We start from the raw sequence: 24,572 nt of genomic DNA on the forward strand, positions 1-24,572 counted from the left end.
CATCCAAATTCGTTGGATTTCGTTAGGTTTAGCTTGTCAAAAAATTCAAATAAATGATCAACTTAAAGGACGTTAGCAAATTCATCGAATCTAAATATCAGCGCACTTTCATTTTGAAAGGGGTAGATCTGGAAATCAAAGAGGGTGAATTTGTCAGTATTATGGGGCCTTCCGGTTCCGGTAAATCAACATTACTCAACATCATAGGCATGTTGGATAAGCCCTCCGAAGGAGAGTATTATTTCATGGATGAGCCCGTTCACAAACTTCGGGAAAAACGTATTTCAAGAATTCACAAGGAACATATTGGGTTTATTTTCCAGGCTTACCATCTCATTGATGAGCTCACGGTTTATGAAAACATCGAAACGCCACTGATTTATAGGGGTGTAAAAGGAAAGGAACGAGCCAGCATGATCGCAGAAATGCTGGATAAGTTCAAAATGGTCGCTAAAAAGGATCTGTTTCCAGAGCAGCTTTCAGGAGGGCAACAACAGTTGGTTGGTGTTGTTCGAGCCATCATTGGTAAGCCAAAACTGCTTTTAGCTGATGAGCCGACAGGTAATCTTCATTCTACACAAGGTGAGGAGGTAATGGATGTGTTGAAACAGCTTCACAAGGAAGGAATGACGATCGTCCAGGTAACACACAATGAAAAATTTGCAGAGTATGGCTCTCGAATTATACAGCTTGAGGATGGCCGTGTAATGGATTAAAATAGAAAATCATGGTTTGACAGTTGGTTACCAAAATGTCTATCTTTGGATTAAGAGAAGATTATTTTTAACAAAACCAATTTAACCATGAATATGCCTGATTACGTAGAGCGATTAATTCATACCATCAGCGATTCCTTACCGGGAGTTGTAGGTGCTGTGATTGTTCTGATCATCGGTTGGCTTTTTGCAATACTTATTCGCAAAATCGTCCACAGTCTGATGAAGAAAACAGAGTGGGATGAACGCTTACTCGGCAATACCATTGTAGATACCAACAAATTCATTGCGAATCTGGTCTACTATGTCTTAATGCTAATCATTTTGCTGATAGTCCTTGAGATGTTAGGTGTGAGTTATGTGCTGGATCCTATCAGAAATATGCTCAATGAGTTCCTTGGATTCATTCCAAACATCCTTGCCGGGATGGCAATCGTATTCATTGGATACATTATAGCTAAGTTCATTTCTAACCTGGTGAAGATGGCCGGGAGTTTCTTCGACAGGCTTGCGAATAATATGGGCTTTAAGGAAACTGACAAGCTGGTTCATTTTATCCAGCAGGTAGTTTTTATTGTAATTTTCATCCCATTCATAATTCAGGGATTGAATGCACTACACCTTGAGGCAATTACAAACCCGGCAAACAATGTGTTGCATCAAATGCTGGATTCAGTTCCTAATATCATTGGCGCCATCCTGATCATATCAATATTTGTTGTAGGAGGCAGGTTCATAACTTCTTTTGTCAAAGACCTCCTCGCCAATGTGGGAATAGATAAGCTTGTTGAAAAACTACAACTAAAATCAGTGCTTGGGAAACAAAAATTATCAAGCATTGTGGCCAATATTATTTTCTACTTCATGGTCTTCTTCGGAGTAATTTCTGGCGTAGAAATGCTTGGACTTGATCGCCTAGCGGAAGTTTTACATACGATCCTTAACCTCTCCGGAAATGTACTTTTCGGCTTGATCATTCTTGTAATGGGTAACTTCCTGGGTTCCATCATTTTCAAGTCAATGAATGGCTCAGGGGAGAACTCATTTGTTGCAGGAATAGCACGGGTTGCTATTGTCGGACTGTTTCTGGCTATAGCGCTGAGAACAATGGGAATTGCCAATAGCATTGTGGAGTTGGCTTTCGGACTAACACTTGGTGCAATTGCGGTTGCAGTAGCACTGTCTTATGGACTTGGTGGGAGAGAAGCTGCTGGGAAGCACATGGAGCAAATCTTAAAGCGATTGCAGAGTAAGAAATAAATTAAAGCTAAAAGAAAGCCCTCGACAGCATTGTCGAGGGCTTTTATATTGTTATGCAAAACAGGCTGCCAATATGGGTTGGTACTGCCTGCCAAACTTTCGATAGCACCATTCTTTAAGCTGGTGGACTTCATCAGGCACAAGTGCCTTAATTGCCTTCCTTAGCTCTTTCTCGAATAGCCGTTTATCAAAGCTTACTTTCGACAAAATAGTTTTAAAGTATTCTAGCATGTGAATAATTGTTAATGATCAAACCCACACTATAAATTTGGCGTTTGGATTTGAAGAATGATAGATTTTAACATTAGTTAAGTAATAGTCAGGTGATATGAAATTAACGAACAAATTCCTGTTAGGTTGTGCTGTAATCTTCCTATCTACTGTCAATAGTTTCTCTCAGAATGTAGCCATTAAGTTAGGTAAAAATGAGATAGGAATCAATCAGTATTTCACCGTAACCGTCCAGGTAGAAAATGACAGACTCAAGCAATACAGCGATTTTCCCAATATAGAGGGATTTATCAAACGTGGTACTTCTTCATCTACCACCACCAACTATGTGAATGGTCGAATGTCATCCACTCAGAGCCTGACTCAGAATTATCAGGCTACAGAAAAAGGCACTTTTTTACTTCAACCTTTTTTTATGACCATTAATGGGGAGGAAGTAAAATCAGAAGGAACTCAGATAGTAGTAGGTGAAGCGGTTCAAAGACAAGCAAGGCAAAGTCCCTTTAGTCGCGATCCTTTTGACGATTTATTTGGAGGTCGATCAGAGCCTGAAGAGTTTTTAGACATTAAGGCGGACGCTTTTGTTGCACTCACATTAGACAAAGATGAGGTATACGTTGGAGAAGGTTTTACAGCAACTTTAGCGTTTTATGTTGCAGAGTCAAATCGGGCCGAAATGCGATTTTATAATCTGGCCAATCAGATCACTGAGATCGTGAAAACGGTAAAACCCCCTAACTGCTGGGAGGAAAATTTTAGTATTGATCAGATTTCAGGCGAGCCAATAACCATCGGAGGTAAAGCCTATGACCGCTACAAAATATATCAAACAACCTATTATCCTCTCACATTAAAAGATATTGAATTTCCATCCATCGGATTGAAGATGATCAAGTTTAAGGTTGCCAAAAACCCATCGTTTTTTGGCCGAAACAGGCAGGAAGATTACGAGACCTTTTACTCAAAAGAAAAAACGGTTAAGGTTAAAGACTTGCCGGCTCATCCTATGAAAGATCAGGTTGCAGTTGGAAACTATCGGCTGGATGAAAACATTAGTAACCGGGAACTTGAAACAGGTCAAAGCTTCAACTACTCATTCAACATCGTAGGGGAAGGAAATATCAGCTCGATTGAAGCACCAACTCCAAAGAATAATGATGCGTTTGACTTCTACGCTCCTAATGTCACACAGCGAGTAAATAGAGCTGCCGGTAAGGTTAGTGGGGTGAAGAGTTATGACTTTTACGCGATTCCAAATGAGCCCGGTGAGTTCAAGCTTGGCGATTACTTTTATTGGGTGTTTTTCAATCCTGAAAACGACTCATACGATACGCTACGCTCTGAGTACTCCCTTAACGTGTCTGGTGAAAGCAGGAAAAACTTAACAATAGCATCGAATGATTTGGGTGACTTCTACGATAAGATAGGCAGTGTCGACAATGAGCTGGAAGCTATTGGTGGGGATGATTGGGTTAAGATCATAGTTAATATCTTTATCGCTTTAACATTAGGCTTCACTGCCTATCTGCTGTTCAAAAAGACAGCATAATCGCATGAATAATTCTTTTGGTAACATTTTTAAGATTACCTCTTTCGGTGAGTCTCATGGTCAGGGTGTTGGAATCGTTATAGATGGCTGCCCTGCAGGCGTTGAGCTTGACGAGCAGTTTATTCAATCAGAACTCGATCGTCGTAAACCTGGTCAGTCCAGAATAACAACTCAAAGAAAAGAGGCGGATGGATTCGAATTTCTATCAGGGGTTTTTGAAGGCAAATCTACTGGGTCTCCTATCACAATCTTCATTAGAAATCAGGATCAAAAAAGTAAGGATTACGATCACATAAAAGATATCTACCGTCCTTCGCATGCCGACTTTACTTATCAGGAAAAGTATGGTGTTCGAGACTATCGTGGTGGTGGCAGAAGTTCAGCAAGAATTACTGCCGGATGGGTTGCTGCTGGAGCTATCGCAAAGTTGATTTTGAAAGAGATAGGCATTAAATGTCAGGCATTTGTATCGCAAGTGGGTGAGTTGAAACTAGAAAAAAACTATTTGGAACTCGACTTATCAAAGACAGAATCCAATGATGTAAGATGCCCTGATGAAGTCACAGCCAAGAAAATGTTTGAGTTGATCGATAATGTCAGAAAAAACCGGGATACGGTGGGAGGAGTGGTAACCGGAGTGATCTCTGGCAATCCTGTAGGCCTGGGGGAGCCTGTTTTTAATAAGCTGAATGCTACGCTCGGGTTTGCTATGTTATCAATCAATGCAGTTAAAGGATTTGAGCTGGGGAGTGGATTTGATGGAGTGAAAATGAGGGGTTCGGATCACAATGATGCTTTTGAGAATAAAGGATCTGAAATTGGGACTAAAACAAATCATTCAGGGGGTGTTCAGGGAGGCATTTCGAATGGAGAAGATATTTATTTTAATGTAGCCTTTAAACCCGTTGCAACAATCATGAAAGATCAGTCTTCAGTTGATGGGGAGGGAAATGCCATTACGGTTAAAGGAAAAGGCAGGCATGATCCCTGTGTGGTTCCACGAGCAGTGCCCATCGTAGAAGCCATGTCTGCATTAGTGATGGCAGATTTCTATTTATTAGCTCAAACCAATAAATTGCGAGGCTAAGCGATAGCTGATCAATTAATTAAGCGACTCAAATTACTATGAGAAATACACCCCTCCACGTCAAAATCATCATCGGTTTAGTTGCCGGTATCATTTACGCGTTTGTTTCTAGTGCCTTGGGATGGAATGAGTTTACCATCAATTGGATAGATCCTTTTGGAACAATTTTTATTCGACTACTGAAATTCATTGCAGTCCCACTTGTGCTGTTTTCGATAATTAGTGGCATCAGCGGCTTAAGTGATATTTCTAAGCTTGGCAGAATGGGTGCTAAAACGCTAGGGTTTTATTTACTTACAACCGTAATAGCTGTCGCATTAGGCTTGTTAGCAGTGAATACCATTAAGCCGGGGACGCACCTGGATGATGATCAACGTGTCAAAAACCGTATTGCATATGAACTATGGGCCAATGAAGACGGTGTTGAGATTAAGGACAAGAAGGATTTCCTAATCAATCCTAAATATGCCGATGCAGTAAAAGAGGTTTCGGGTAAAGAGCAGGATGTAGACATGAAGGTGGATAAAATGAAATCCACTGCGGAATCGAATAAAGAGAGCTCTCCCCTAAAATTTCTGGTGGATATGGTGCCAGAAAACCTTGTCTTCGCCATTTCCAATAACAGCTTGATGCTTCAGGTGATATTTTTTGCCATCTTTTTTGGGATTTCAATTGCCATGCTGCCCAATGGGAAAGCTCAACCCGTAATAGATCTCGTTAACAGCATCAATGAAGTTTTTTTAAAAATGGTCGAGATGGTGATGAAGGCAGCACCATATTTTGTTTTTGCATTGTTGGCAGGGGTTATAGCAAAAATGGCTAATACACCTGCCGAAGTACTGGAGATATTTAAGGGCCTGGGCTCATATTCGCTTACCCTTTTCGGAGCACTGGCATTTATGATTTTTGTATTCTACCCGTTGATTATAGTCACATTCGTGAAGGGTATGACTTACAAGCAGTTCTTCAAAAACATAAGTCCAGCCCAGTTGATGGCATTTTCCACCAGCTCAAGTGCGGCCACCCTGCCGGTAACTATGGAATGTGTTGAGGATAATATGGGTGTTTCCAGAAACGTAACAAGTTTTGTATTGCCTATTGGAGCAACAGTAAATATGGATGGTACCAGCATCATGCAGGCGGTTGCAGTGATATTCATGGCTCAGCTGCATATGGTTGACCTTTCTCTTGGACAGCAACTAACCATTGTACTAACTGCGACGTTGGCCTCTATTGGATCTGCAGCTGTGCCTAGCGCAGGCCTTGTTATGCTAATTATCGTGCTTCAGTCTGTCGGACTAAATCCAGCCTGGATTGCTATTATTTTCCCGGTAGACAGGATATTAGATATGTGTAGAACGGTTGTAAATGTAACGGGAGATGCAACAGTCGCTACACTGGTAGCTGGTTCTGAAAATGAACTTAAGCCAACTACAAATTAAGCCATCATCAGGTAAGAGACATATATAGTCAATCCTAACGTTAAAAGCGTTACAAGAACCATCAGCGAAATCTGTATTTTTCTGGTTACCATGACTTTGTGATTTTAGGGTGATAAAAACGATTATTAGAAGTATGGTACCTATTTAACGGGCTATACTAGCTGCCCTTTCGAACTTTTCTACGAACTTTGCAATTGTATTGCTAAACGCACAAACTATGCAGACAACACAAGAACCTCGAGTGGTTAATATCTATACAGAGTCAAACCCAAATCCCAACTCTTTGAAGTTTGTTGTTAACTTCATGTTAATGCCGGAAGGGATAAGCAGAGACTTCCCCAATTTAGATAGTACATCTGAAGCACCGCTTGCCAAAGCATTGTTTGAGCAGTTTGATTTTGTGACAGGAGTTTTCTACATGAGCAACTTTGTTACCGTTACTAAAAAAGAAGAAACGGAGTGGTTTGAAGTTAAGGCTCAGGTTCAACAATTCATCAAAGACTTTTTGACTGAAGGAAAGGCTATTCTGACGGAAGAAATCAAGGATAATATTGATGATGAGTTGACCGGAGATGATGCTGAGGCAAAAATCAAAGGTGTTTTAGAAGAATACATCAAACCTGCTGTTGAGATGGATGGTGGCGCGATAAAACTCTCATCATTCAAAGATGGTATTGTTACAGTAACGCTTCAGGGCTCTTGTAGCGGATGCCCTTCATCAACCATCACATTGAAAAACGGAATTGAAAATCTGCTTAAGCGGATGGTTCCTGAAGTAAAGGAAGTGGTTGCAGAAGAAGGCTGATTTTAGGAAATTAGGAGAAAAATTAACCTCCTAATGAAAAATCTCATTTACATATCCCTTTTGTTTTTAATGGTGATTGCCTGTGATCAATCGGGACAATCAAATGATGAACCATTTGAAGCAATGCCAGTGGAAGGTGTCTATGATTCTCTTTTGGCAGATGAAACAGGCGCTGATGACTATGGCATGCGCAGATACGTAATGGCACTTTTAAAAGAAGGTCCTAATCGTGAGCAGGATTCAGCTGAAGTAGCACAAATCCAAAGGGCTCATCTTGATAATATTACCCGCATGGCTGAAGAAGGTATGCTTGTGATGGCAGGTCCTTTCTTTGATAATTGGGAGGTAAAAGGAATTTACATATTTGCTGTGGAAACTATTGAGGAAGCAGAGGAGCTAACGAAAACAGACCCGGCAATTCAAGCTGGCAGGCTTGTTATGGAGCTACACCCATGGTATGGTAGTGCAGCGTTGATGAAAATGGGTGATATGCACGAAAAGCTGGCGAAGAAATCCATATGATTGCATACCGTATCAAAGTAACTGGAAGGGTACAAGGAGTGTTTTTCAGAGCCTCAACCAAAGAAAAAGCGGAGGACTTGGGAATAAAGGGTTTAGTAAGGAATGAATCGGATGGGTCAGTTCTGATTGAGGCTGAAGGCGAAGAAGTACTAATGCAGGAATTTATTGAGTGGTGCCAGGAAGGCCCTTTGATGGCAAGAGTAGATCATATTGAGAAGGAAAAAATCCCGGCACAGCATTTCGAAAGCTTTAGGGTCACGTATTAAGCTTTTGTGCTATTTCGAGAAACCAGCCACAAATTGCTCAGTAATTCGTGGTGCTTCACTCAAGTTTTCGTCTGTACCAATTTCAATCGCATTTGCTTTCCATTCAAAACGTGTAGGTTCTATAGACTTCAATGGAATCCCATTTTCGAGAAGTGTAAATGCGACAATCTGAATGTCTTCCAAAGGAACATTATTCCCATAATACATCACATTGCTACCTAATCCGGATGTTTCAGTAGCTTCTTTTTCATGAATATAATAGCCCAGCTCTTTCAGGGAGTATACTTTATTATCATCTTCACTGTGCCGATAATATCTAATGACAACATCTTCTCTAAGCTGCCCTGCGGGAAGGTTGGCTATAATCGGAGCGAGGTAGTAATTTTTAAGGTCTTGAAGCGAAGTGTTTGCAGATGTTGTTTGCTCGGTTGTGTTTGTTGATTCGGTAGCTGTTTCGTCACTGTTAGCAAAGCTATCACCACTTGTTTCTAAATTTTCAGTCGAATCATTTTCAGAACGATCTAATACTGGTGGGGGAGTGTCATTTGAAACTTGAGACTCGGGCTCGGAGGGGTTAAATATCTCTTCAGCCTGCCCAGTTTTTGGGGACTCCTTTCTAGCTTCAACACTTGTAAAGCTCTTATCTCTATTTTCGCTGTATTTCTTAGCGTCAAAGGCTGTGGCCTGGAGTAGTTTGATTATTCCAATAAACACGAGCGCCATTATGGCATAGATTGGATACTTACCCATTGATATAAATGTGATTTGGTAGCCTGAATTTAACCAAAATACTCATTGGGTACAAAAAAAGCCCTCATCTACAATTTGAGTAAATGAGGGCTTCAAAGAAGTTATTAAGCAGCTATCCTAGTTTTCTTTCTTATTTAGGTCAATTACAATCGGAGTTGCAATAAATATTGAAGAGTATGTTCCTACGATGATACCCACCAATAATGCAAAAGAGAATCCTTGTAGTACTGCACCACCGAATAAGAATAGAACAATTACCACAATCAAAGTAGTGATGGAAGTAATGAACGTTCTGCTTACCGTATTATTCAATGATTCGTTGAAAACAGGGATTAATTCTGAACCGGATTTAATACCCATATTTTCTCTGATTCTATCAAACACGACCACTGTATCATTAATTGAATAACCGATAATGGTCAGGATAGCAGCAACGAATACCTGATCCGCTTCAAATGAAATTCCTAACGTGTTTGCGATTGCAAATGCTGACAATACGAACAATGTATCATGGAATAGGGCGATAATAGCACCCAGTCCAAACTGCCACTTTCTAAATCGGAAAACGATGTAGATAAAGATACAAATAAGGGCAATGATTCCTGATTTATAAGATGAGTTCTTAATGTCATCAGCAATAGTTGCTGTAACCTTGGATGAACTTGAGATTGTAAAATTACCATCTGCAAGTTGCGATCCATCCTCGATAAAGGTCAACCCTGTGGTTTCAGCCAGACCTTTAATCAAATCATTTCTTACCAATGCATCTCCCTCATCACTTTCGTCATCAATTTTATAAGATGTTGTAATTTTCAAAATATTTGGAGCTCCAAAAGTTTTCACTTCAGTACCTGCATTCTCAAAGTAATCACCTAAAGAGGTTTTAATTTCTGTTGGGTTTCTAGGCTCATCAAAAGTGATCACATACGAGCGTCCGCCTTTAAAGTCTACCCCAAGTGTAATACCCTTGGTTAATAGTGCTACGATACCTATACCAATGAAAATGCTGCTAAACATGTAGGCAAGCTTTCTCTTACTAAGGAAGTCGATATTCAGATTGGAAAGCGCATTTTTAGAAAATGCATTAGCAAATGAGATTTTCGAATTGTCTCCTTTCTTAGAGAAAGCCTCTACAATAACCCTTGTGATAAATACTGCACTAAAGAATGAGCAGATGATACCGATCATCAATGTTATTGCAAATCCTTTTACTGGTCCCTGACCTAAGGTAAATAGGATAATCCCAACGATTAAGGTTGTGACGTTCGCATCAAAAATTGACCAGTATGCTTTTGAATATCCTGAAGAAATCGCGGCTTTAAGGTTTGACCCGTTTCTCAGTTCTTCTTTGATTCGCTCAAAGATTAGCACGTTGGCATCAATGGCCATACCGATGGTAAGTACTATACCAGCGATACCTGGAAGTGTTAATGATGTTCCAAATTGGGCAAGAATACCCATGATGAAGAATACATTGAAAAATAATGCCAGGTTGGCGATTAATCCACCTTTAGCATAGTAAATCACCATAAAGACAATTACAATGATCAGACCAACAAGAATGGAGTTAAGCCCTTGATCTTGCGCTACTTTTCCAAGTGTAGGACCCACGACTACATCTTCTACGATAGTTGTAGGAGCCGGAAGCGAACCTGCTTTCAGAATGTTAGCCAAATCTTTTGCTTCTTCGATGGTTTTGAATCCACCGGAAATTGATGAGCTCCCATTTGGAATCTCACCTCTTACATATGGAGCAGAAAAGACATAATTATCAAGTACAATTGCGATCCGCTGGCCGATGTTTTCACGCGTCATCTTGGCCCATGTTCTGGATCCTGTAGCGTTCATTTGCATTGAAACTTCAGGCTCTGCCCGCTCATTCAATGAAGCTGTTGCGCTGGAGATTGTTTCACCGGTCAGGGTAGCTTTTCCACTTCTGTTGGTAAGGATAGGGTACAACTCTAATAGATCCGGTCCGGTCAATTCTTCACCTTTATCCTTCGGTTGTACATCCCAAAGGAACTTCATATTCGCAGGTATCAAAGCCTGAACATCATCTCGTTCTAGAATACGATTAACTTTAGCTGTATCCTTTACATTGTAAAGTAGCCCTCCATACTGTGGAGTGCTTGCCAGTAATTCCAGTAGTGGAGATTGTCGAGTATTGATCAATGAATCCAGCTGATCATTCTTTACAGAATCACCATCGCTGGTAGATAAAGAATCGGCATCATTACCATCACCAAGGAGTGCTGTGATATCTTCTTTTGTTTGTTGTTCTTCAGCTGTGAGTGGAGCTGAGGAAGGATCCTTTTTCATTTCCTCAACAACCAGAGCGTTTATTGACATCAAAACCGGAGCTACACTCTCTTGCTGGTGTACTTCCCAAAACTCTAGTTTAGCAACACCTTGTAGTAATTTTCTTACCCGCTGAGGATTGTCAACACCTGGGAGTTCAATCTGAATTCTGCCTGTACCTTGAAGGCGCTGAATATTAGGCTGAGATGTCCCAAACCGGTCGATTCGAGTTCTTAGGATATTGAATGACCGGTCAATAGCACTTTCAACTTCTGTGTTAATAATATCTAACACTTCGGCATCAGTGCTTTGAAGACTAATTCTTCCACGGTTTGCAGCTGTTGCGAATATTTGAGCAAGCTCTTTTGAAGGAGCTCTTTCTTTGAATTCACTGTAAAACTCGTCCACAAAATTCAACTGAGTACCTCTTACATTTTGCTTTGCCTGATTTAAAGCAGCAACAAAATCCGCATCACCGCTATTGCCACTCAATCCCCTGATGATATCAATTGGAGATACTTCCAGAGTTACGTGCATTCCACCCTGAAGGTCAAGCCCGAGATTTAACTCTGTTTCTTTGATTTCTTTATAAGTGTAATCGATCCCAAAAAGATCATATACGGGTTCATTCCAAATTGAATCAAGGTATCGCTGCTTTTCAATTACATCTGTGGTGCCGTCAGCTTCTTGAGTAGCAGTAACTGCTTTTTGCTGAATGTTTTGTGAGATGTAGGTAAATGACAAATAATAGATACAGAGCAACGAGATCAGTATCGTTAGGAAAACTATAAATCCTTTGTTTTTCATTGTTTTATGGTTTGATCATTGACACTTGTCAATGAAGATTGGTTTTATTAAAAAATCTGTTGATTAGGTTTCGGGAGAATGGAAACCTTATGGTGCGTTTGGCGAAATAATTTGCCGAAATAGAATCTTTAATGCTTTTTGGGCTGAGGGTAAAATCTGCTTAACAACCGGTGCATTTTCAGTTTCTTCATCCTTATAAAAAACCTCTTCAAGTAAATAAGATTGATAGTCCAGATTAAACTGGATGGATGAAGATGGTACTGCTGCTGGCTTTGTTATTTGCTGATTTTCCTGACTTTCAGTGTCGCTTTGTTCCTGCTTATCTACTGCTTTTTCAGGAATAATAGCTGCTTGTGTAAGCACAAACAAACCAATCACCACTCCGAAAGCGGCTTGTAGAAATTTCTTCGATATATAATTAGTGGTTCTCAAAAGTGGGGCAAATGTAGTAAAATCACTGGTTAAGAAAAGTTGATATCACTTTTAGTGCAACATCAAAGTTTTTGTGATTGGGTATAATAAGGTCAGCCCATTTTTTTGATGGATCTATGTATTGCTGGAAAGATGGGGTCACATGGTGCTCAAAACGATATAACACATCACTAAGGTCATAGCCGCGCTCATTGGCATCTCTTATAATCCTCCGTTTCAGCATTAGGTAGCCAGGTGCTTCAATGTAGATTTTCAGGTTAAGTAAATCTCTGATTTCTTTGAAATGAAGTGTGAAAATACCTTCGACAAGAATCACCGGCTTGCTTTCTATTTTCAGGATTTTTGGCTTTACCTGATCGTTGTTGTATGTATACTCCTTTATTTCCAGGGTATCACCACTTATTAATTTTTTGAGGTCACCAGCAAATTTTGCCTGATCAATTGATTCAAGGGTGTCAAAATTTTCCACCCCCATTTTATCTTTAGGTTGAGCGTTTCTTTCAATGTAGTAGTTATCCATCGAGAGCAAAGCAACATTTTTCACTTCTTTCACCAGACGCTTGATGAAGAGTGTTTTGCCGGACCCACTACCTCCGGTTACGCCGATTACTATAGGTTTAGTCATTTGCTTGATGAAGGTGCTCGAGTAATTTTTGAACTGCTTTTGCGCGATGAGAAATCCTGTTTTTTACTTCACTAGATAACTCAGCAAAGGATTCTTCAAATCCATCAGGTTGAAAAATTGGATCGTATCCAAATCCATTGGCGCCTCTTTTTTGTGTTAAAATTGAGCCTTTTATCTCTCCTTTAAATTGATGCTCATTTCCAGTATCATCAATGTAGGTTACGATGGTCTGGAAAGCAGCTGACCTGTCACTCTCCCCACTGAGCTTCTTAAGCAAAAGATCCATGTTATCGTCAGCATCTTTTTTTTGACCAGCATATCGGGCAGAATAGACGCCCGGTTCTCCATTGAGTGCATTAACGAGCAATCCACTATCGTCAGATACTACCGGAGTTTTATATTGGTCAAAGATGTACCGGGCTTTGATGCGTGAGTTTTCCTCAAGAGTATCTCCTGTCTCAGCTATCTCTTCCTTGATACCCATTTCATCAAGCCCGATGATTTTAAAACCATCGGGCATGATTTCATTCAGCTCCTTTACCTTGTTTTCATTATGAGAGGCAAAGCAAATTTGCATCTTATTGCTTCGTTACTTTGATGGGGAGAAGTTCGAATGCAATAGGTGAATTTGGTTTAATAAAAACCCCTGAACCCCCTTGGCCATATGCTCTTCCGGATGGAATCACAATGAGAGCTTTGCCCCCGACTTTTAAATGTTGGAAAGTAGCAGCTATCCCCTCTGCAAAACCTGGAATAAAGCCTCCTTGGCCAGTTGGAATAGACCATCCGGATGCTGAGTAAGTTATGAAAAACGGATCGTATTGATTATGTGTGAATAGGCTTAATGTATCATCATTTAAAACATATGGGTTTTCTTCGTAGTGATTCTTCAATGAATCACCGATCTCTCTGATAGTGGTATCAAAAATGGTGTCACCCAAAGTTTTACCAATGTAATTAAACTCAACAAAGTCACTCTCGTCAATGACCTCCATATCTCCGGAATCCAAAATGACATATCTAATACCATTTTGTGTATTGCCGATTTGTTCATCAGCAAAACCACTCATCCGCAAGTATTCAATAATGGTGATACTATCCTTTTCAACCTGAACTGTTGGATCTACCTGTATTCTCACATTACCATCCCCACATGCCAGTAAGAAAAGGGCGGTTATTCCTACTAATAATCCCTTTTTCATCATCAGATTTATTATTCTTCTATTTCTACCAATTCTACATCAAAAACCAGAATTGAGTTCGGTTTAATTACAGGAGCTGAACCTCTATTGCCATATCCTAATGGACTAGGAACATATAAGGTTGCTTTTGCACCTTCATTCAACAAACCAATACCTTCATCCCATCCTTTTATCACTCTTCCTTGCCCGATTGGAAATGAAAGTGGTTGGTATTGTCTCCCTGGTCTAAAAATTCCTTGATCCTTAGCCACAGACTCAATGCTTGTATCAAAATATGTACCATCCATTAGATAACCTGCATAATTAACTTTTACAGTTTGTCCAGCTTCAGGTTGTGAACCATTACCTTCCTCGGTTATTACATACCTTAACCCACTTTCGGTGGTTTCCACATTTTCAACGCCTTGCTCTTCAAGATAATTGTCCAACAGCTCGTTATCAATTACCATCTGTTTTTCAGCCGCTTTTTCAGCTTTTTCAGCAACCATATCAAAGTAGCCTTGTTCTGTTAACTGGTCGATATAGGCAATTTGAAATTTGATTTTACTGTTCTCTGGGATTGAATCCGGAAGAGGAGCCCTGAATGTGTTGGTGAAAAGCTCTGAAGCTACTAGCTCAAAACCTACACTATCGCCTGTTCTTAATTGAGTTAAAACCTCGAACAGCTCACCCTGATTTACTTCGTTGTTTGGATCCACTTTCAATGGCATAGGCTCGTCAGTATCCATCATTACCTTTCCATCCTCGGTAGTGTATTTTATCTTAAACATAGAAACCAGACTGTCTACAGGTAAATTACCGTCTCCTTTTTCAAGGTATGTTACGGTAGTTCCTCCTTCAGTTTCAAATGTACTTGTACCACATGCAGCCATTGAAATGGCCAGTATTAAAAATCCTAAGTTTTTCATTTAATGTGTGTTTTTAAAATATCTTTTTCTATTAGTTCTTTGAATTTTTTCTCTGTTTCCTCAAGTGAAAGGTCTGAGGCTCCCCCAGAGGCATTCTTGTGCCCACCTCCGCCAAAGTATTCTTCCGCGAATTTATTCACAGCAAAGTCCCCAATACTTCTAAACGAAAGTTTTATTTCATTATCTCGCTGTATGATAATGGCAGCAACAACTATTCCTTTAATTGACAAGGCGTAGTTGACCAGTCCCTCAGTATCCCCTTGCTTTAACCTAAAGTCTTTGAAGTCTTCTTCACCAATGACAAAGTATGCGACCCTTGACCCCTCATCTACTTTCAGTTTTTCTGCAAGTGCATGCCCTAAAAATTTAAGCCTGTGCAGTGAATTTGTGTCGTAAATAAGTCGACTCACCTTGTTTACATCTGCACCCAGGTCTATAAGCTCAGCCACCATTCGATGAATTTTAGATGTGGTGGATGGATGTTTAAATGATCCTGTATCAGTCATTATCCCGGCATAGAGGCATTCGGCTATCCCTGCATCAATCGCCTCCTTACCACTGAACTCTACAATTAAGTCATAAATAAGCTCAGCAGTTGCTGCCGATTGATCATTCCAAAAGTTGAAGTCCGGTTGAATCTCAGGGTTAAGGTGATGATCAACCAATGCGATCTTAGCTGGTGAGGACATGGCGGCCTCTTTCAGGCCTTTAATCCGTCCAAAACCCGAAAAATCGAGGCAAAAAAGCAACTCAGCATCAGATAAGAGCTTTTCAGCTGCTTCTTTTGATTTCTCATAGTTGATTACCAATGGGTTTCCCGGCATCCACTCTAGAAAGTCGGGGTAGCTATTAGGAACAATCGTGCTTACGTCATGCCCTTGTCTGATCAGGAAATGGTGCAAGCCCAGCGATGATCCCAGTGCATCAGCATCAGGGTTTGCGTGGGTTGTGATAACGATTTTCCTAGGGGTTTGTAAGAAGTCCTTTAACGCCTGTGTGTCCTTCATAAAAAATGCCCGAGACGGGCAAATGTGAACCGCAAAATTACTAACATTTATAAAACCTAATAATGCTGAGTAAACTCTTTGTGATTCCCTTATTTTTGCGGCGATTTTAGAAGTGTAAACAAAAAAAGTATAATGGCAGGAAAAAAGACTTTTACAATGATTAAACCAGATGCTTTCGGAGCAGGTAATGCTGGTGCAATCATCAAAATTATTGAAGAAGCGGGGTTTAGAATTGAAGCAGCTAAGCTCACGAAGCTATCTGCTGAAAGAGCAGGTCAATTTTATGAGGTACACAAAGAGCGTCCATTTTATAAAGATCTGGTTGCTTACATGTCATCAGGTCCTATCATCGCAATGGTACTTGAAAAAGAAAATGCAGTTGAAGATTTCAGAAAGCTAATTGGTGCTACCAATCCTGCAGAAGCTGAGGAAGGTACAATCAGAAAGCAATTTGCCACTTCTATTGAAGCAAATGCTATTCACGGATCAGACTCTGATGAGAACGCGGCTATTGAAGCAGGCTTTTTCTTTTCTGCAACAGAGAGATTCTAAATTGTCTCAAAACAATGAAATCAGCCTGCACATTAAATTGAGCAGGCTTTTTTTATTTGGCATCTGCCATTGCAGACTCATCTCTGCGCTCAATCCAAAAATTATTAAACCCTTCTCCGAGTGATATGACTATTTGCTTTAGCTGCAGCAGCTCAAGGATTGAAAGAAAATTAAATATCACCAAAATTTTTTCCGGTTTCTCCTCAATCATTTCAATGAATGATAGCTTCTTCCCATAAACCAGTCGCTCCATCAGTTTAGACTTTTGCTTTTCTATGGTATATGGATATTGAACCACCTGGTGGACAGGCTTGTTTTGTTCGAATTCGTAGCGCTTCATCACTTTTTGAAACACCTTCATCATCTTATAAAGATCCAAATCCTGAAGTTCTGCCTCTACATTTATGGTCTCAGATAGGTGTCTGATCTCTTTTTTGAGGTTCCCTCTTTTTTCTCTGTCCAGCCGGTCGGTTTCCATTTGGGAGAGGGTTGACACAACAGATTTATATTTTTTATACTCCAATAGGTGTTTTACCAATTCTTCCCTTGGATCAATCTCATTCCCTTCTTCATCAATCACCGGGCGAGGAAGTAACATTTTAGCTTTTATACGCATCAATGTAGCAGCAACCAAAATAAATTCACTTGCTACCTCAACATTTAATTTTTCCAGATGTGCCAGATAGTCGAGAAAATCATCTGTGATCTTTGCAATAGGAATGTCATAGATATCCAATTCATCTCTCTCAATGAAAAAGAGCAATAAATCAAACGGCCCTTCGAAGAGAGGAAGCTTTATTTCAAATTTCTGATCTGTCACCACATCCCAAAATTACCGACAATATGGTATTTCACTTTGATTAATTTACCTTTCTATCTAATGCTTAATTTTGCAAGCTATTATTTTACGTAGGTTGTATATTCAAACAATCCGGGCAGAGCGGCGTTTGGAAGAAATACAGAAATATCATGGAGATTAAACCGGGACCACTTTTAGCAGAAATAGATTCACCTGATGATCTAAAAAAGCTGGATGTAAGACAGCTAGGACAGGTGTGTCAGGAGCTAAGAGACTATATCATTGATAATGTTTCTGTGTACGGAGGGCACTTTGGTGCTAGTTTGGGGGTGGCAGAGCTGACGGTTGCATTGCATTATGTTTTCAATACACCAAAAGATCAATTAGTATGGGACGTAGGTCATCAGGCATATGGTCATAAAATATTGACCGGCAGAAAGGGATCGTTCCATACTAATAGAAAGTATAAGGGCATATCAGGATTTCCCAAGCGAAGTGAAAGTGAGTACGATACGTTTGGAGTTGGCCATTCATCTACGTCCATATCAGCGGCTCTAGGTATGGCAGAGGCCTCACGTCTCAAAGATGAAAAAGATAAACAACACATTGCCATCATTGGAGATGGTGCTATGACTGGTGGAATGGCTTTTGAAGCCATGAATCATGCCGGAGTATCCAATTCAAACTTACTTATTGTCTTAAATGACAACTGTATGTCTATAGACCCAAATGTGGGTGCTTTAAAGGATTATCTTACTGACATTACAACCAGTCAGACCTACAATAAGGTTCGGGATGAAATTTGGAAGCTTCTTGGTAAAATCAGCAAATTCGGGCCTAATGCTCAGGAAATTGCAGCAAAGGTCGAAAACTCAATGAAGAGCTTTTTGTTGAAACAAAGCAACCTCTTCGAATCCTTGAATCTTCGTTACTTCGGCCCAATAGACGGTCATGATGTAAACCACCTGGTTGATGTGATGAATGATCTTAAAAAAATTCCTGGCCCTAAAATTTTACATTGCCTCACAGTAAAGGGTAAGGGGTATGAGCTGGCTGAGAAAGATCAAACGCTATGGCATGCGCCAGGTACTTTTGATAAGATCACGGGCGCTATAAACAAGAAAAAGTACGATAAACCTCAGCCACCTAAATTTCAGGACGTCTTTGGACACACGCTAGTAGAACTTGCCAAAAAGAATGAGAAGATAGTTGGTATCACTCCTGCAATGCCATCAGGTTCATCGATGAAAATAATGATGGAAGCCTTACCTGATAGGGCTTATGATGTTGGTATTGCTGAGCAACATGCTGTCACTTTTTCTGCTGGGCTTGCAACACAGGGCATGGTCCCATTTTGCAATATTTATAGCACCTTTATGCAGCGAGCCTACGATCAGGTAGTTCATGATGTATGTATCCAGAATCTTCATGTGGTGTTTTGCATGGATAGAGCAGGTGTAGCAGGTGCTGATGGGCCAACACACCATGGAGCATACGATGTGGCTTATATGCGGTGCATCCCTAATATGGTGGTTTCTGCACCAATGAATGAATCAGAGCTGAGGAATTTAATGTTTACTGCAAGTGAACATAATGGTCCATTCTCCATTCGCTATCCAAGAGGAACTGGTGTAATGCCAGAATGGAGAACAGAGCTTCAAAAAATAGAAGTTGGTAAAGGTCGCAAGCTTATTGACGGAGAGGAACTAGCTATTCTTTCAATTGGTCAGGTTGGCAATTATTCGCTAGCTGCTGCAGAGGATTTAAAATCAGAAGGAATCAACCCTTCAGTATATGATATGCGTTTTGTAAAGCCCCTGGATGAAGAAATGCTTCATGACATATTCAAAAATCACACGCATATTGTTACAGTGGAAGATGGATGTATTATGGGAGGGTTTGGTTCAGCTGTGCTGGAATTTGCTGCTGATAATAATTACAAAGCCACCGTTAAAAGGCTTGGTATACCAGATCGTATCATTGAACATGGCGAACAACCACAGCTTCATAGGGAGTGTGAATATGATGCCGAGGCAATCAAAAATGCAGTTCATCAGTTTATCTCTCATAAAGAGCCCACAGTCTAGTTATGATGGGATTCCGTCGGATTATGGAATCTGATTCAGAGATATTTTTCGTATTTTGAGGGATGAATATGCTGGCTACCACAAAAACCGCCATTCTTTTTATCATCTGTATGTTCGCCGCTATTGCCTGCAAGCAATCAAGCTCGAGTCAGGCAAACAATGAATACCCTGAGCGCGAAGAATTTATCGTTGATCTTGATTTAGATAAAATCAAGGAGCGGGGCTATTTAACAGCAATCATGGACAACAGCTCCACCGGGCTATTTGTTTACAAGGGTAAAACCATGGGCTATGAATATGAGCTTTTGAAGCTTTTCTGCGAGGAGCAAGGTCTGCAACTCAGGATTAATATCACACAAAATATTGGGGAAGGGTTCAATAAATTGAATACAGGTGAAGGAGACATTTTAGCATATAATCTTACGGTCACCAAAGAAAGAAAGAAGCGAATAGCTTTTACTCATTATCACAATTTGCAAAGACAGGTGCTAATACAGCGGAAACCAGAAAACTGGCGTCAAATGAAGCTTCATGAAATAGAAGCACAACTGATACGCAATCCGGTTGACTTAATAGGGAAAGAAGTAGTAGTTCGACCGCACTCGTCTTACTATGACCGTATGGTGAACCTATCTGAAGAGATAGGTGGAGATATTCTTATTGTACCTGGTGAAAGTAATGTTGAAACCGAGCAGCTCATCAGGCAGGTGGCTGAAGGCAAAATTGACTTTACAGTAGCAGAGGAGGATATCGCACTGGTCAATTCAACATACTATAGAAATATTGATATTAAAACACCAGTGAGTTTTTCAACGCAAATTGCATGGGGGGGTACGCAAAAATGCAAATGGCCTGCTCGTGGCGCTGAATGATTGGATTTTGAGAATGCGGAAGACGACAGACTATTATGTTATTTACGATAAGTACTTTAGAAGTTCAAAATCTGCGTTAAGAAGGTCGAGAAGTAAATATTCTTCTATAAGAGGAAATGCTATTTCGCCGTATGATTCTTTGATACAAGATGCTGCTGATGAGCTAGGCTGGGATTGGTTACTATTGGCAGCACAGGTTTTTAGAGAATCAAAATTTGATGAAAATTCAGAATCTTGGGCGGGAGCAATTGGACTAATGCAAGTAATGCCGCGAACAGGCAGAGAATATGGGGTTACTGATCTTTATGATCCTGTTCAAAATATTTACGCTGGCATGAAGCATATAATGTGGCTTCAAAGACAATGGGAGAAGAAAATTAGCGATGAAGATGAGCGATTAAAATTTGTCCTTGCTTCATATAATGTTGGTTTGGGTCACTTGCAGGATGCCGTAAGGCTTACTGAGAAATATGGAGGAAACCCCAAGTCCTGGCAAGATGTAAGTCAATTTTTACTAAAAAAATCAAGGTCTAAATATTTCAATGATCCAGTCGTACAGTATGGGTATTGCCGTGGTTCTGAACCCGTAGAGTATGTTGATCGGATTCTGGATATATACCAAAATTACAAAGAGATTCTTCAGTCCGAAGAAGAGACTGAGACCGCAGACGGGCAGAATGATCCTTCGTCATAAAAAATATGATGGTTACCTAAATTTATGATGAGGTATCTGTGGAAACCATCTATCTTTAAGTGTTTAATTAACTGTCTTGGATATGAAAAACCAGCACGAAACATTACTGGAAGAATATCATAAATCTCGAAAATCTGACATTACGATTGATCAGTTCACCTATATTCTAAAAATATATCCGTCGCTTCTTGTCTGTATGAGTGATGGAAAGCTTGATAAAGAGGAGTGGGATGGTGTGTTAAATATATCTAAAGGACTTGCTTTGCTCTATCTTGATCAGATGCCTAATACCAATGCTGAAAGAGTGGAAAGCCTTTTTAGGACCGAGTTCCGCTACTTGCTTGAAAATATTGACAAGTGGGAGAAGAAATTTCTTAATACGTTGAAAAGCTACCTGGAGGAGCATCCTGATGATCGAGAGTTTGTCTATGAAGCAATGTATTTGTTTGCCAATGCTGCTGATGGAATTTCAGCGGATGAACAGCGTACCATAGATAAATTATCTAGCCGCCTCGTTTTAGAGTATTAAATCGCTCGATAATCTCCGGTAGATTTATTTCACTAGCTTCATTTTCCAGTACATCATCCATGATTTTCTTTTGGATTTTTCCTAACCGAAGAGCTTCGGAATAAGGCATGTTCGAAAAAGTAACCATACTGTATAGTGGAATCCACTCCTTTGGGTATCGTTCTTGAATTTGAGCTTCAAGCTTCTTTCTTTTCAGGAAATTCGGGTCACCTACATGATCTCTCATTTCAATAAAATTATACAGTGCTAATTCAGAGATAGCATCTGCATCTTTCTTTCGCTTTGCAGAGTAGTCAGGCAAAACTTTCTTCCAATCCCAATTTTCAGATTCTGCCATCTCTATGAATAGGCGGACATCCTCAAATCCGGAATTCATCCCCTGACCGTAAAATGGAACAATGGCATGCGCAGCATCTCCAAGAAGGATTGTCCGGTTTTTATGCCAGGGCTCACATTTAGTGGTGATCAATGAAGAAGTAGGGTTATTGAAATACTGATCTGTGATATCCGGCATGTGTGTTTTGGCATCACGAAAGTACTTAGTGAAAAAGGCTTCTACTTCCGCTTTGCCGGTTAATTCTTCAAAAGATGGGCTGCCTTCAAACGGGAAAAACAAGGTACATGTAAAGGTCTTGTCATTATTTGGAAGGGCAATAAGCATAAAATTCCCTCTTGGCCAGATATGAAGGTAGTTGGGTTCTAGTCCGAATTCGCCATTCTTTGGATTAATGCAGAGTTCTTTATAGCCATGTTCGATGTAATGCTGAGAAAAATTAAAACGATCAGTGAACTGAAGTTTTTTTCGAACAGCAGAGAATGCACCATCCGTACCAACGATTAGATCACAATTAAACGAAGATTCATTTTCAAAAGAAATTATGTTGGAATCAAAGTCAATATCAACGCATTTGTGATCAAAAAGCACTTCTACTCCAGCTTCTTCTGCACTTTCGATGAGTAGCTGGTTAAGCTGAGCTCTTGAAACTGAGTTGATGAATTGGCCTTCTTTACCATAAGGTTGAAAGGTGAGCTTTCCTGTTTCATCGTGCATCATTCTTCCCTTCATCGGGATTAGAAATGGGGCTATCGTTTCATACACCCCAGCGAGCTTTAATGGCTGGATCCCACGATGGCTTAACGCAAGGTTTATTGATCTTCCAGCATCTACACTAGACTTTCTTGGATCACTTCTTTTTTCAAAGACCTGAACCTGAAAACCTTTTTTCTTCAGAATAACAGCTAATAATGATCCGACTAGACCAGCTCCTACAATTCCAATTTTATCCTTCATTAATGATTGCTTTTTCCAGGATAGAAACAAAATTCACGACATCCGTAAATGAATTATATAAGGGGACTGGCGCTACGCGGATGACATTTGGCTCTCTCCAGTCCAGAATAGCTCCATTATCCAAAAGGAATTCAAAAACGCTCTTTCCATGATTGATAAGATATAGTGATAATTGAGCGCCTCGTTCATTTGAGGAGCCCGGTGTTAACACTTTAATATTCTTGGTTAGTACTTCAGAGCTGTTGATAACCGACTCCATAAAGTCCGTCAACTTAATGCTTTTCGCCCTTAGGTTTTCTATTCCAGCCTGATCAAAAATATCCAAAGAAGCCAGATGAGAAGCATGAGACAAGATATTCACATTGCTCAATTGCCATCCGTCTACCGTAGGTATTGGGTTGATCTGATTTTTCATTTTAAATCGAGACTCAGAATCATGTCCCCACCACCCTGAAAGGCGTGGCATTTCGATGTTTTGACCATGTTTTTCATGTATGAATAGGCCACCCACACCACCTGGTCCTGAGTTCAGGTACTTATAAGTACACCACACCGCAAAATCAACATTGGTATCGTGCAATTGCATTGGAACATTACCTGCGGCATGTGCCAAATCAAATCCTGCGTAAGCTCCCACCTTATGAGCAGCTTTGGTAATTGCATCGATATCAAAAAGTTGTCCAGTGTAGTATTGCACACCGGGAAACATAACCAGAGCCAACTCATCTGAGAGTTCTTCAATTTTGGCAGTTATTTCAGCAGTACTTAGGTAGTCGGACCCATCCGTAGGCTCCAGTTCGATGAGGTTCTTATCAGGGTCTTGACCGCTCACTTTAATTCGTGAATGGACTGCATAAAAATCTGATGGAAATGCACCTCTTTCGATAAGAATTTTTGTCCGCTTTCCATTCGGGCGATAAAAAGAAGCCATCGCCAGATGCAAATTGGTTGTGAGGTTATTCATAGCTACCACCTCATCTTCTTTAGCACCTAGGATTTTAGCTAAAACAGATTTTGAATTTTTATGATAACTCACCCATGGCTTTGCACCTGTAAAGTGTCCTTCTACTCCATGTTTCTGCCATTTTTCTAGTTCGGCATTCACATATTGAGAGGTGGTATTAGGTTGTAATCCCAGCGAGTTTCCGCACAGATAGATACAATCTCCACCGTTTTTCTGAGGGAAATAAAACTTTGACCTGAAAGAGGCTAAAGTATCCTCTGCATCAAGTTTTTGCGCTTTTTTTAATATTTCTTCTTTCAAAATAATTGCTTAGTCAGTGAATCGTGGATCAGTTTCCATTGTTTCACCGCAATTATCGCAAGTTCTTAATTCTTCCGAATTGAAAAACGCTCTAAATCTTGGAAGAAAATCTTTTTCAACGTCCTTTAATTGGAAGTAGGTATCATGAAGCTTATGATTGCAGTGATCACAAAACCACATTAGCCCGTCGGTATGATTGCTTTGCCTTTTGCGCTCAACTACCAGACCGACTGTGTTTGCAGGGCGTGCTGGTGAGTGAGGCACTTTAGCAGGGTGAAGGTACATTTCCCCCTCCTTAATCGGAATTTTTACAGCTTTACCATCTTCCTGAATGGTGACTTCAATATCGCCTTCCAGCTGATAAAAAAGCTCTTCCGTTTCATTGTAGTGATAATCTTTTCTGGCATTTGGGCCTCCAACGATCATTACAATATAGTCTCCTGCTTCTGTGTAGAGATTTTTGTTGCCTACAGGTGGCTTTAGCAAATCTCGATTATCATCAATCCATTTTTGAAGGTTAAAGGGTCTTTTTATCGCCATGTCAGAGATGTTTATTTTTGAAGAAAAGTTAGAAAAA

General features: G+C 40.2%; 26 protein-coding genes. 13 read left to right on the plus strand and 13 right to left on the minus strand.

Annotated features, from left to right (window positions below; translation table 11 throughout):
* The first annotated feature begins 53 nt into the window (after positions 1-53).
* The gene (locus CHB71_RS08285; RefSeq protein ID WP_089356454.1) at positions 54-716 is read left to right on the plus strand and encodes an ABC transporter ATP-binding protein; all 663 of its coding nucleotides are present in this window, start codon (positions 54-56) and stop codon (positions 714-716) included.
* A gap of 93 nt (positions 717-809) precedes the next feature.
* On the plus strand, positions 810-1,976 hold the full coding sequence (locus tag CHB71_RS08290; protein WP_179213352.1) for a mechanosensitive ion channel: 1,167 nt from the start codon (positions 810-812) through the stop codon (positions 1,974-1,976).
* Positions 1,977-2,027: 51 nt separating this feature from the next.
* Here CHB71_RS08290 and CHB71_RS08295 read toward each other — a convergent pair whose 3' ends face one another.
* Entirely contained in the window at positions 2,028-2,207 is a 180-nt protein-coding gene (locus CHB71_RS08295; protein ID WP_089356456.1) for a hypothetical protein, read from the minus strand.
* 97 nt (positions 2,208-2,304) lie between these two features.
* On the opposite strand from CHB71_RS08295, the gene CHB71_RS08300 reads away from it, so the two are divergent.
* The 6 genes from CHB71_RS08300 to CHB71_RS08325 all read left to right on the plus strand — a co-directional run bounded on the left by CHB71_RS08300 (position 2,305) and on the right by CHB71_RS08325 (position 7,878).
* Complete coding sequence (locus CHB71_RS08300; protein WP_089356457.1) at positions 2,305-3,756, plus strand: BatD family protein; 1,452 nt, start codon at positions 2,305-2,307, stop codon at positions 3,754-3,756.
* A gap of 4 nt (positions 3,757-3,760) precedes the next feature.
* Positions 3,761-4,843, plus strand: coding sequence for a chorismate synthase (gene aroC, locus CHB71_RS08305; protein WP_089356458.1), 1,083 nt, complete (start codon positions 3,761-3,763; stop codon positions 4,841-4,843).
* Between the two features lie 38 nt (positions 4,844-4,881).
* Positions 4,882-6,285, plus strand: coding sequence for a dicarboxylate/amino acid:cation symporter (locus CHB71_RS08310; protein WP_089356459.1), 1,404 nt, complete (start codon positions 4,882-4,884; stop codon positions 6,283-6,285).
* A 217-nt stretch (positions 6,286-6,502) separates the two neighbouring features.
* Positions 6,503-7,090, plus strand: coding sequence for a NifU family protein (locus tag CHB71_RS08315; protein ID WP_089356460.1), 588 nt, complete (start codon positions 6,503-6,505; stop codon positions 7,088-7,090).
* Between the two features lie 33 nt (positions 7,091-7,123).
* Complete coding sequence (locus tag CHB71_RS08320) at positions 7,124-7,612, plus strand: YciI family protein (RefSeq protein WP_089356461.1); 489 nt, start codon at positions 7,124-7,126, stop codon at positions 7,610-7,612.
* Positions 7,609-7,878, plus strand: coding sequence for an acylphosphatase (locus CHB71_RS08325; RefSeq protein ID WP_179213353.1), 270 nt, complete (start codon positions 7,609-7,611; stop codon positions 7,876-7,878). Before CHB71_RS08320 ends, CHB71_RS08325 begins: the two co-directional genes overlap by 4 nt.
* A gap of 9 nt (positions 7,879-7,887) precedes the next feature.
* Here CHB71_RS08325 and CHB71_RS08330 read toward each other — a convergent pair whose 3' ends face one another.
* The 8 genes from CHB71_RS08330 to CHB71_RS08365 form a co-directional block, all read right to left on the minus strand.
* On the minus strand, positions 7,888-8,628 hold the full coding sequence (locus tag CHB71_RS08330; RefSeq protein WP_089356463.1) for a hypothetical protein: 741 nt from the start codon (positions 8,626-8,628) through the stop codon (positions 7,888-7,890).
* A gap of 117 nt (positions 8,629-8,745) precedes the next feature.
* Positions 8,746-11,733, minus strand: coding sequence for a protein translocase subunit SecDF (gene secDF, locus CHB71_RS08335; protein ID WP_089356464.1), 2,988 nt, complete (start codon positions 11,731-11,733; stop codon positions 8,746-8,748).
* Between the two features lie 87 nt (positions 11,734-11,820).
* A complete protein-coding gene (locus tag CHB71_RS08340; RefSeq protein WP_089356465.1) occupies positions 11,821-12,165 on the minus strand; it encodes a hypothetical protein in 345 nt (114 codons plus the stop codon).
* 22 nt (positions 12,166-12,187) lie between these two features.
* Positions 12,188-12,790: a uridine kinase family protein gene (locus CHB71_RS08345; RefSeq protein WP_089356466.1), complete on the minus strand. Its 603-nt coding sequence runs from the start codon at positions 12,788-12,790 to the stop codon at positions 12,188-12,190.
* Positions 12,783-13,367: an RdgB/HAM1 family non-canonical purine NTP pyrophosphatase gene (gene rdgB, locus CHB71_RS08350; RefSeq protein ID WP_089356467.1), complete on the minus strand. Its 585-nt coding sequence runs from the start codon at positions 13,365-13,367 to the stop codon at positions 12,783-12,785. Before rdgB ends, CHB71_RS08345 begins: the two co-directional genes overlap by 8 nt.
* A gap of 1 nt (position 13,368) precedes the next feature.
* On the minus strand, positions 13,369-13,995 hold the full coding sequence (locus tag CHB71_RS08355) for an FKBP-type peptidyl-prolyl cis-trans isomerase (RefSeq protein WP_089356468.1): 627 nt from the start codon (positions 13,993-13,995) through the stop codon (positions 13,369-13,371).
* 8 nt (positions 13,996-14,003) lie between these two features.
* Complete coding sequence (locus tag CHB71_RS08360; protein WP_089356469.1) at positions 14,004-14,900, minus strand: FKBP-type peptidyl-prolyl cis-trans isomerase; 897 nt, start codon at positions 14,898-14,900, stop codon at positions 14,004-14,006.
* Entirely contained in the window at positions 14,897-15,907 is a 1,011-nt protein-coding gene (locus CHB71_RS08365) for a DHH family phosphoesterase (protein WP_089356470.1), read from the minus strand. The genes CHB71_RS08360 and CHB71_RS08365 overlap by 4 nt, the downstream gene beginning before the upstream one ends.
* A gap of 132 nt (positions 15,908-16,039) precedes the next feature.
* Between CHB71_RS08365 and CHB71_RS08370 the strand changes: the two genes are divergently transcribed.
* Entirely contained in the window at positions 16,040-16,459 is a 420-nt protein-coding gene (locus tag CHB71_RS08370; RefSeq protein WP_089356471.1) for a nucleoside-diphosphate kinase, read from the plus strand.
* 52 nt (positions 16,460-16,511) lie between these two features.
* On the opposite strand, the gene CHB71_RS08375 is transcribed toward CHB71_RS08370, so the two are convergent.
* Positions 16,512-17,282, minus strand: a complete 771-nt coding sequence (locus tag CHB71_RS08375; RefSeq protein WP_089356472.1) for a segregation and condensation protein A — start codon at positions 17,280-17,282, stop codon at positions 16,512-16,514.
* A gap of 146 nt (positions 17,283-17,428) precedes the next feature.
* Here CHB71_RS08375 and dxs point away from each other — a divergent pair, with 146 nt between their 5' ends.
* The 4 genes from dxs (at position 17,429) to CHB71_RS08395 (ending at position 21,440) form a co-directional block, all read left to right on the plus strand.
* Positions 17,429-19,345, plus strand: coding sequence for a 1-deoxy-D-xylulose-5-phosphate synthase (gene dxs, locus CHB71_RS08380; RefSeq protein ID WP_089356473.1), 1,917 nt, complete (start codon positions 17,429-17,431; stop codon positions 19,343-19,345).
* Between the two features lie 68 nt (positions 19,346-19,413).
* On the plus strand, positions 19,414-20,217 hold the full coding sequence (locus CHB71_RS08385) for a transporter substrate-binding domain-containing protein (RefSeq protein WP_179213354.1): 804 nt from the start codon (positions 19,414-19,416) through the stop codon (positions 20,215-20,217).
* Between the two features lie 13 nt (positions 20,218-20,230).
* Positions 20,231-20,911: a transglycosylase SLT domain-containing protein gene (locus CHB71_RS08390; RefSeq protein ID WP_089356475.1), complete on the plus strand. Its 681-nt coding sequence runs from the start codon at positions 20,231-20,233 to the stop codon at positions 20,909-20,911.
* An 82-nt stretch (positions 20,912-20,993) separates the two neighbouring features.
* A complete protein-coding gene (locus CHB71_RS08395; RefSeq protein ID WP_089356476.1) occupies positions 20,994-21,440 on the plus strand; it encodes a TerB family tellurite resistance protein in 447 nt (148 codons plus the stop codon).
* Here the strand turns inward: CHB71_RS08395 and CHB71_RS08400 are convergent.
* Genes CHB71_RS08400 through CHB71_RS08410 form a run of 3 tightly spaced genes read right to left on the minus strand, consistent with a single transcriptional unit; the run spans position 21,415 to position 24,535 of the window.
* Positions 21,415-22,731, minus strand: coding sequence for an FAD-dependent oxidoreductase (locus tag CHB71_RS08400; protein WP_089356477.1), 1,317 nt, complete (start codon positions 22,729-22,731; stop codon positions 21,415-21,417). The two genes, CHB71_RS08395 and CHB71_RS08400, sit on opposite strands and share 26 nt — an antisense overlap.
* Positions 22,721-23,995, minus strand: a complete 1,275-nt coding sequence (gene kynU / locus CHB71_RS08405) for a kynureninase (RefSeq protein WP_245811234.1) — start codon at positions 23,993-23,995, stop codon at positions 22,721-22,723. The genes CHB71_RS08400 and kynU overlap by 11 nt, the downstream gene beginning before the upstream one ends.
* 9 nt (positions 23,996-24,004) lie before the next feature.
* Positions 24,005-24,535, minus strand: a complete 531-nt coding sequence (locus tag CHB71_RS08410; RefSeq protein ID WP_089356479.1) for a 3-hydroxyanthranilate 3,4-dioxygenase — start codon at positions 24,533-24,535, stop codon at positions 24,005-24,007.
* Between the last annotated feature and the right edge of the window lie 37 nt (positions 24,536-24,572).

It is taken from the genome of Ekhidna lutea (genome assembly GCF_900188325.1).
Taxonomy (GTDB): Bacteria; Bacteroidota; Bacteroidia; order Cytophagales; family Cyclobacteriaceae; genus Ekhidna; species Ekhidna lutea.

Coding starts and splice junctions, on each gene's coding strand:
- CHB71_RS08285 (WP_089356454.1), top strand. CDS start 54: ATGATCAACTTAAAGGACGTTAGCAAATTCATCGAATCTAAATATCAG.
- CHB71_RS08290 (WP_179213352.1), top strand. CDS start 810: ATGCCTGATTACGTAGAGCGATTAATTCATACCATCAGCGATTCCTTA.
- CHB71_RS08295 (WP_089356456.1), bottom strand. CDS start 2,207: ATGCTAGAATACTTTAAAACTATTTTGTCGAAAGTAAGCTTTGATAAA.
- CHB71_RS08300 (WP_089356457.1), top strand. CDS start 2,305: ATGAAATTAACGAACAAATTCCTGTTAGGTTGTGCTGTAATCTTCCTA.
- aroC (WP_089356458.1), top strand. CDS start 3,761: ATGAATAATTCTTTTGGTAACATTTTTAAGATTACCTCTTTCGGTGAG.
- CHB71_RS08310 (WP_089356459.1), top strand. CDS start 4,882: ATGAGAAATACACCCCTCCACGTCAAAATCATCATCGGTTTAGTTGCC.
- CHB71_RS08315 (WP_089356460.1), top strand. CDS start 6,503: ATGCAGACAACACAAGAACCTCGAGTGGTTAATATCTATACAGAGTCA.
- CHB71_RS08320 (WP_089356461.1), top strand. CDS start 7,124: ATGAAAAATCTCATTTACATATCCCTTTTGTTTTTAATGGTGATTGCC.
- CHB71_RS08325 (WP_179213353.1), top strand. CDS start 7,609: ATGATTGCATACCGTATCAAAGTAACTGGAAGGGTACAAGGAGTGTTT.
- CHB71_RS08330 (WP_089356463.1), bottom strand. CDS start 8,628: ATGGGTAAGTATCCAATCTATGCCATAATGGCGCTCGTGTTTATTGGA.
- secDF (WP_089356464.1), bottom strand. CDS start 11,733: ATGAAAAACAAAGGATTTATAGTTTTCCTAACGATACTGATCTCGTTG.
- CHB71_RS08345 (WP_089356466.1), bottom strand. CDS start 12,790: ATGACTAAACCTATAGTAATCGGCGTAACCGGAGGTAGTGGGTCCGGC.
- rdgB (WP_089356467.1), bottom strand. CDS start 13,367: ATGCAAATTTGCTTTGCCTCTCATAATGAAAACAAGGTAAAGGAGCTG.
- CHB71_RS08355 (WP_089356468.1), bottom strand. CDS start 13,995: ATGATGAAAAAGGGATTATTAGTAGGAATAACCGCCCTTTTCTTACTG.
- CHB71_RS08360 (WP_089356469.1), bottom strand. CDS start 14,900: ATGAAAAACTTAGGATTTTTAATACTGGCCATTTCAATGGCTGCATGT.
- CHB71_RS08365 (WP_089356470.1), bottom strand. CDS start 15,907: ATGAAGGACACACAGGCGTTAAAGGACTTCTTACAAACCCCTAGGAAA.
- CHB71_RS08370 (WP_089356471.1), top strand. CDS start 16,040: ATGGCAGGAAAAAAGACTTTTACAATGATTAAACCAGATGCTTTCGGA.
- dxs (WP_089356473.1), top strand. CDS start 17,429: ATGGAGATTAAACCGGGACCACTTTTAGCAGAAATAGATTCACCTGAT.
- CHB71_RS08385 (WP_179213354.1), top strand. CDS start 19,414: ATGCTGGCTACCACAAAAACCGCCATTCTTTTTATCATCTGTATGTTC.
- CHB71_RS08390 (WP_089356475.1), top strand. CDS start 20,231: ATGCGGAAGACGACAGACTATTATGTTATTTACGATAAGTACTTTAGA.
- CHB71_RS08395 (WP_089356476.1), top strand. CDS start 20,994: ATGAAAAACCAGCACGAAACATTACTGGAAGAATATCATAAATCTCGA.
- CHB71_RS08400 (WP_089356477.1), bottom strand. CDS start 22,731: ATGAAGGATAAAATTGGAATTGTAGGAGCTGGTCTAGTCGGATCATTA.
- CHB71_RS08410 (WP_089356479.1), bottom strand. CDS start 24,535: ATGGCGATAAAAAGACCCTTTAACCTTCAAAAATGGATTGATGATAAT.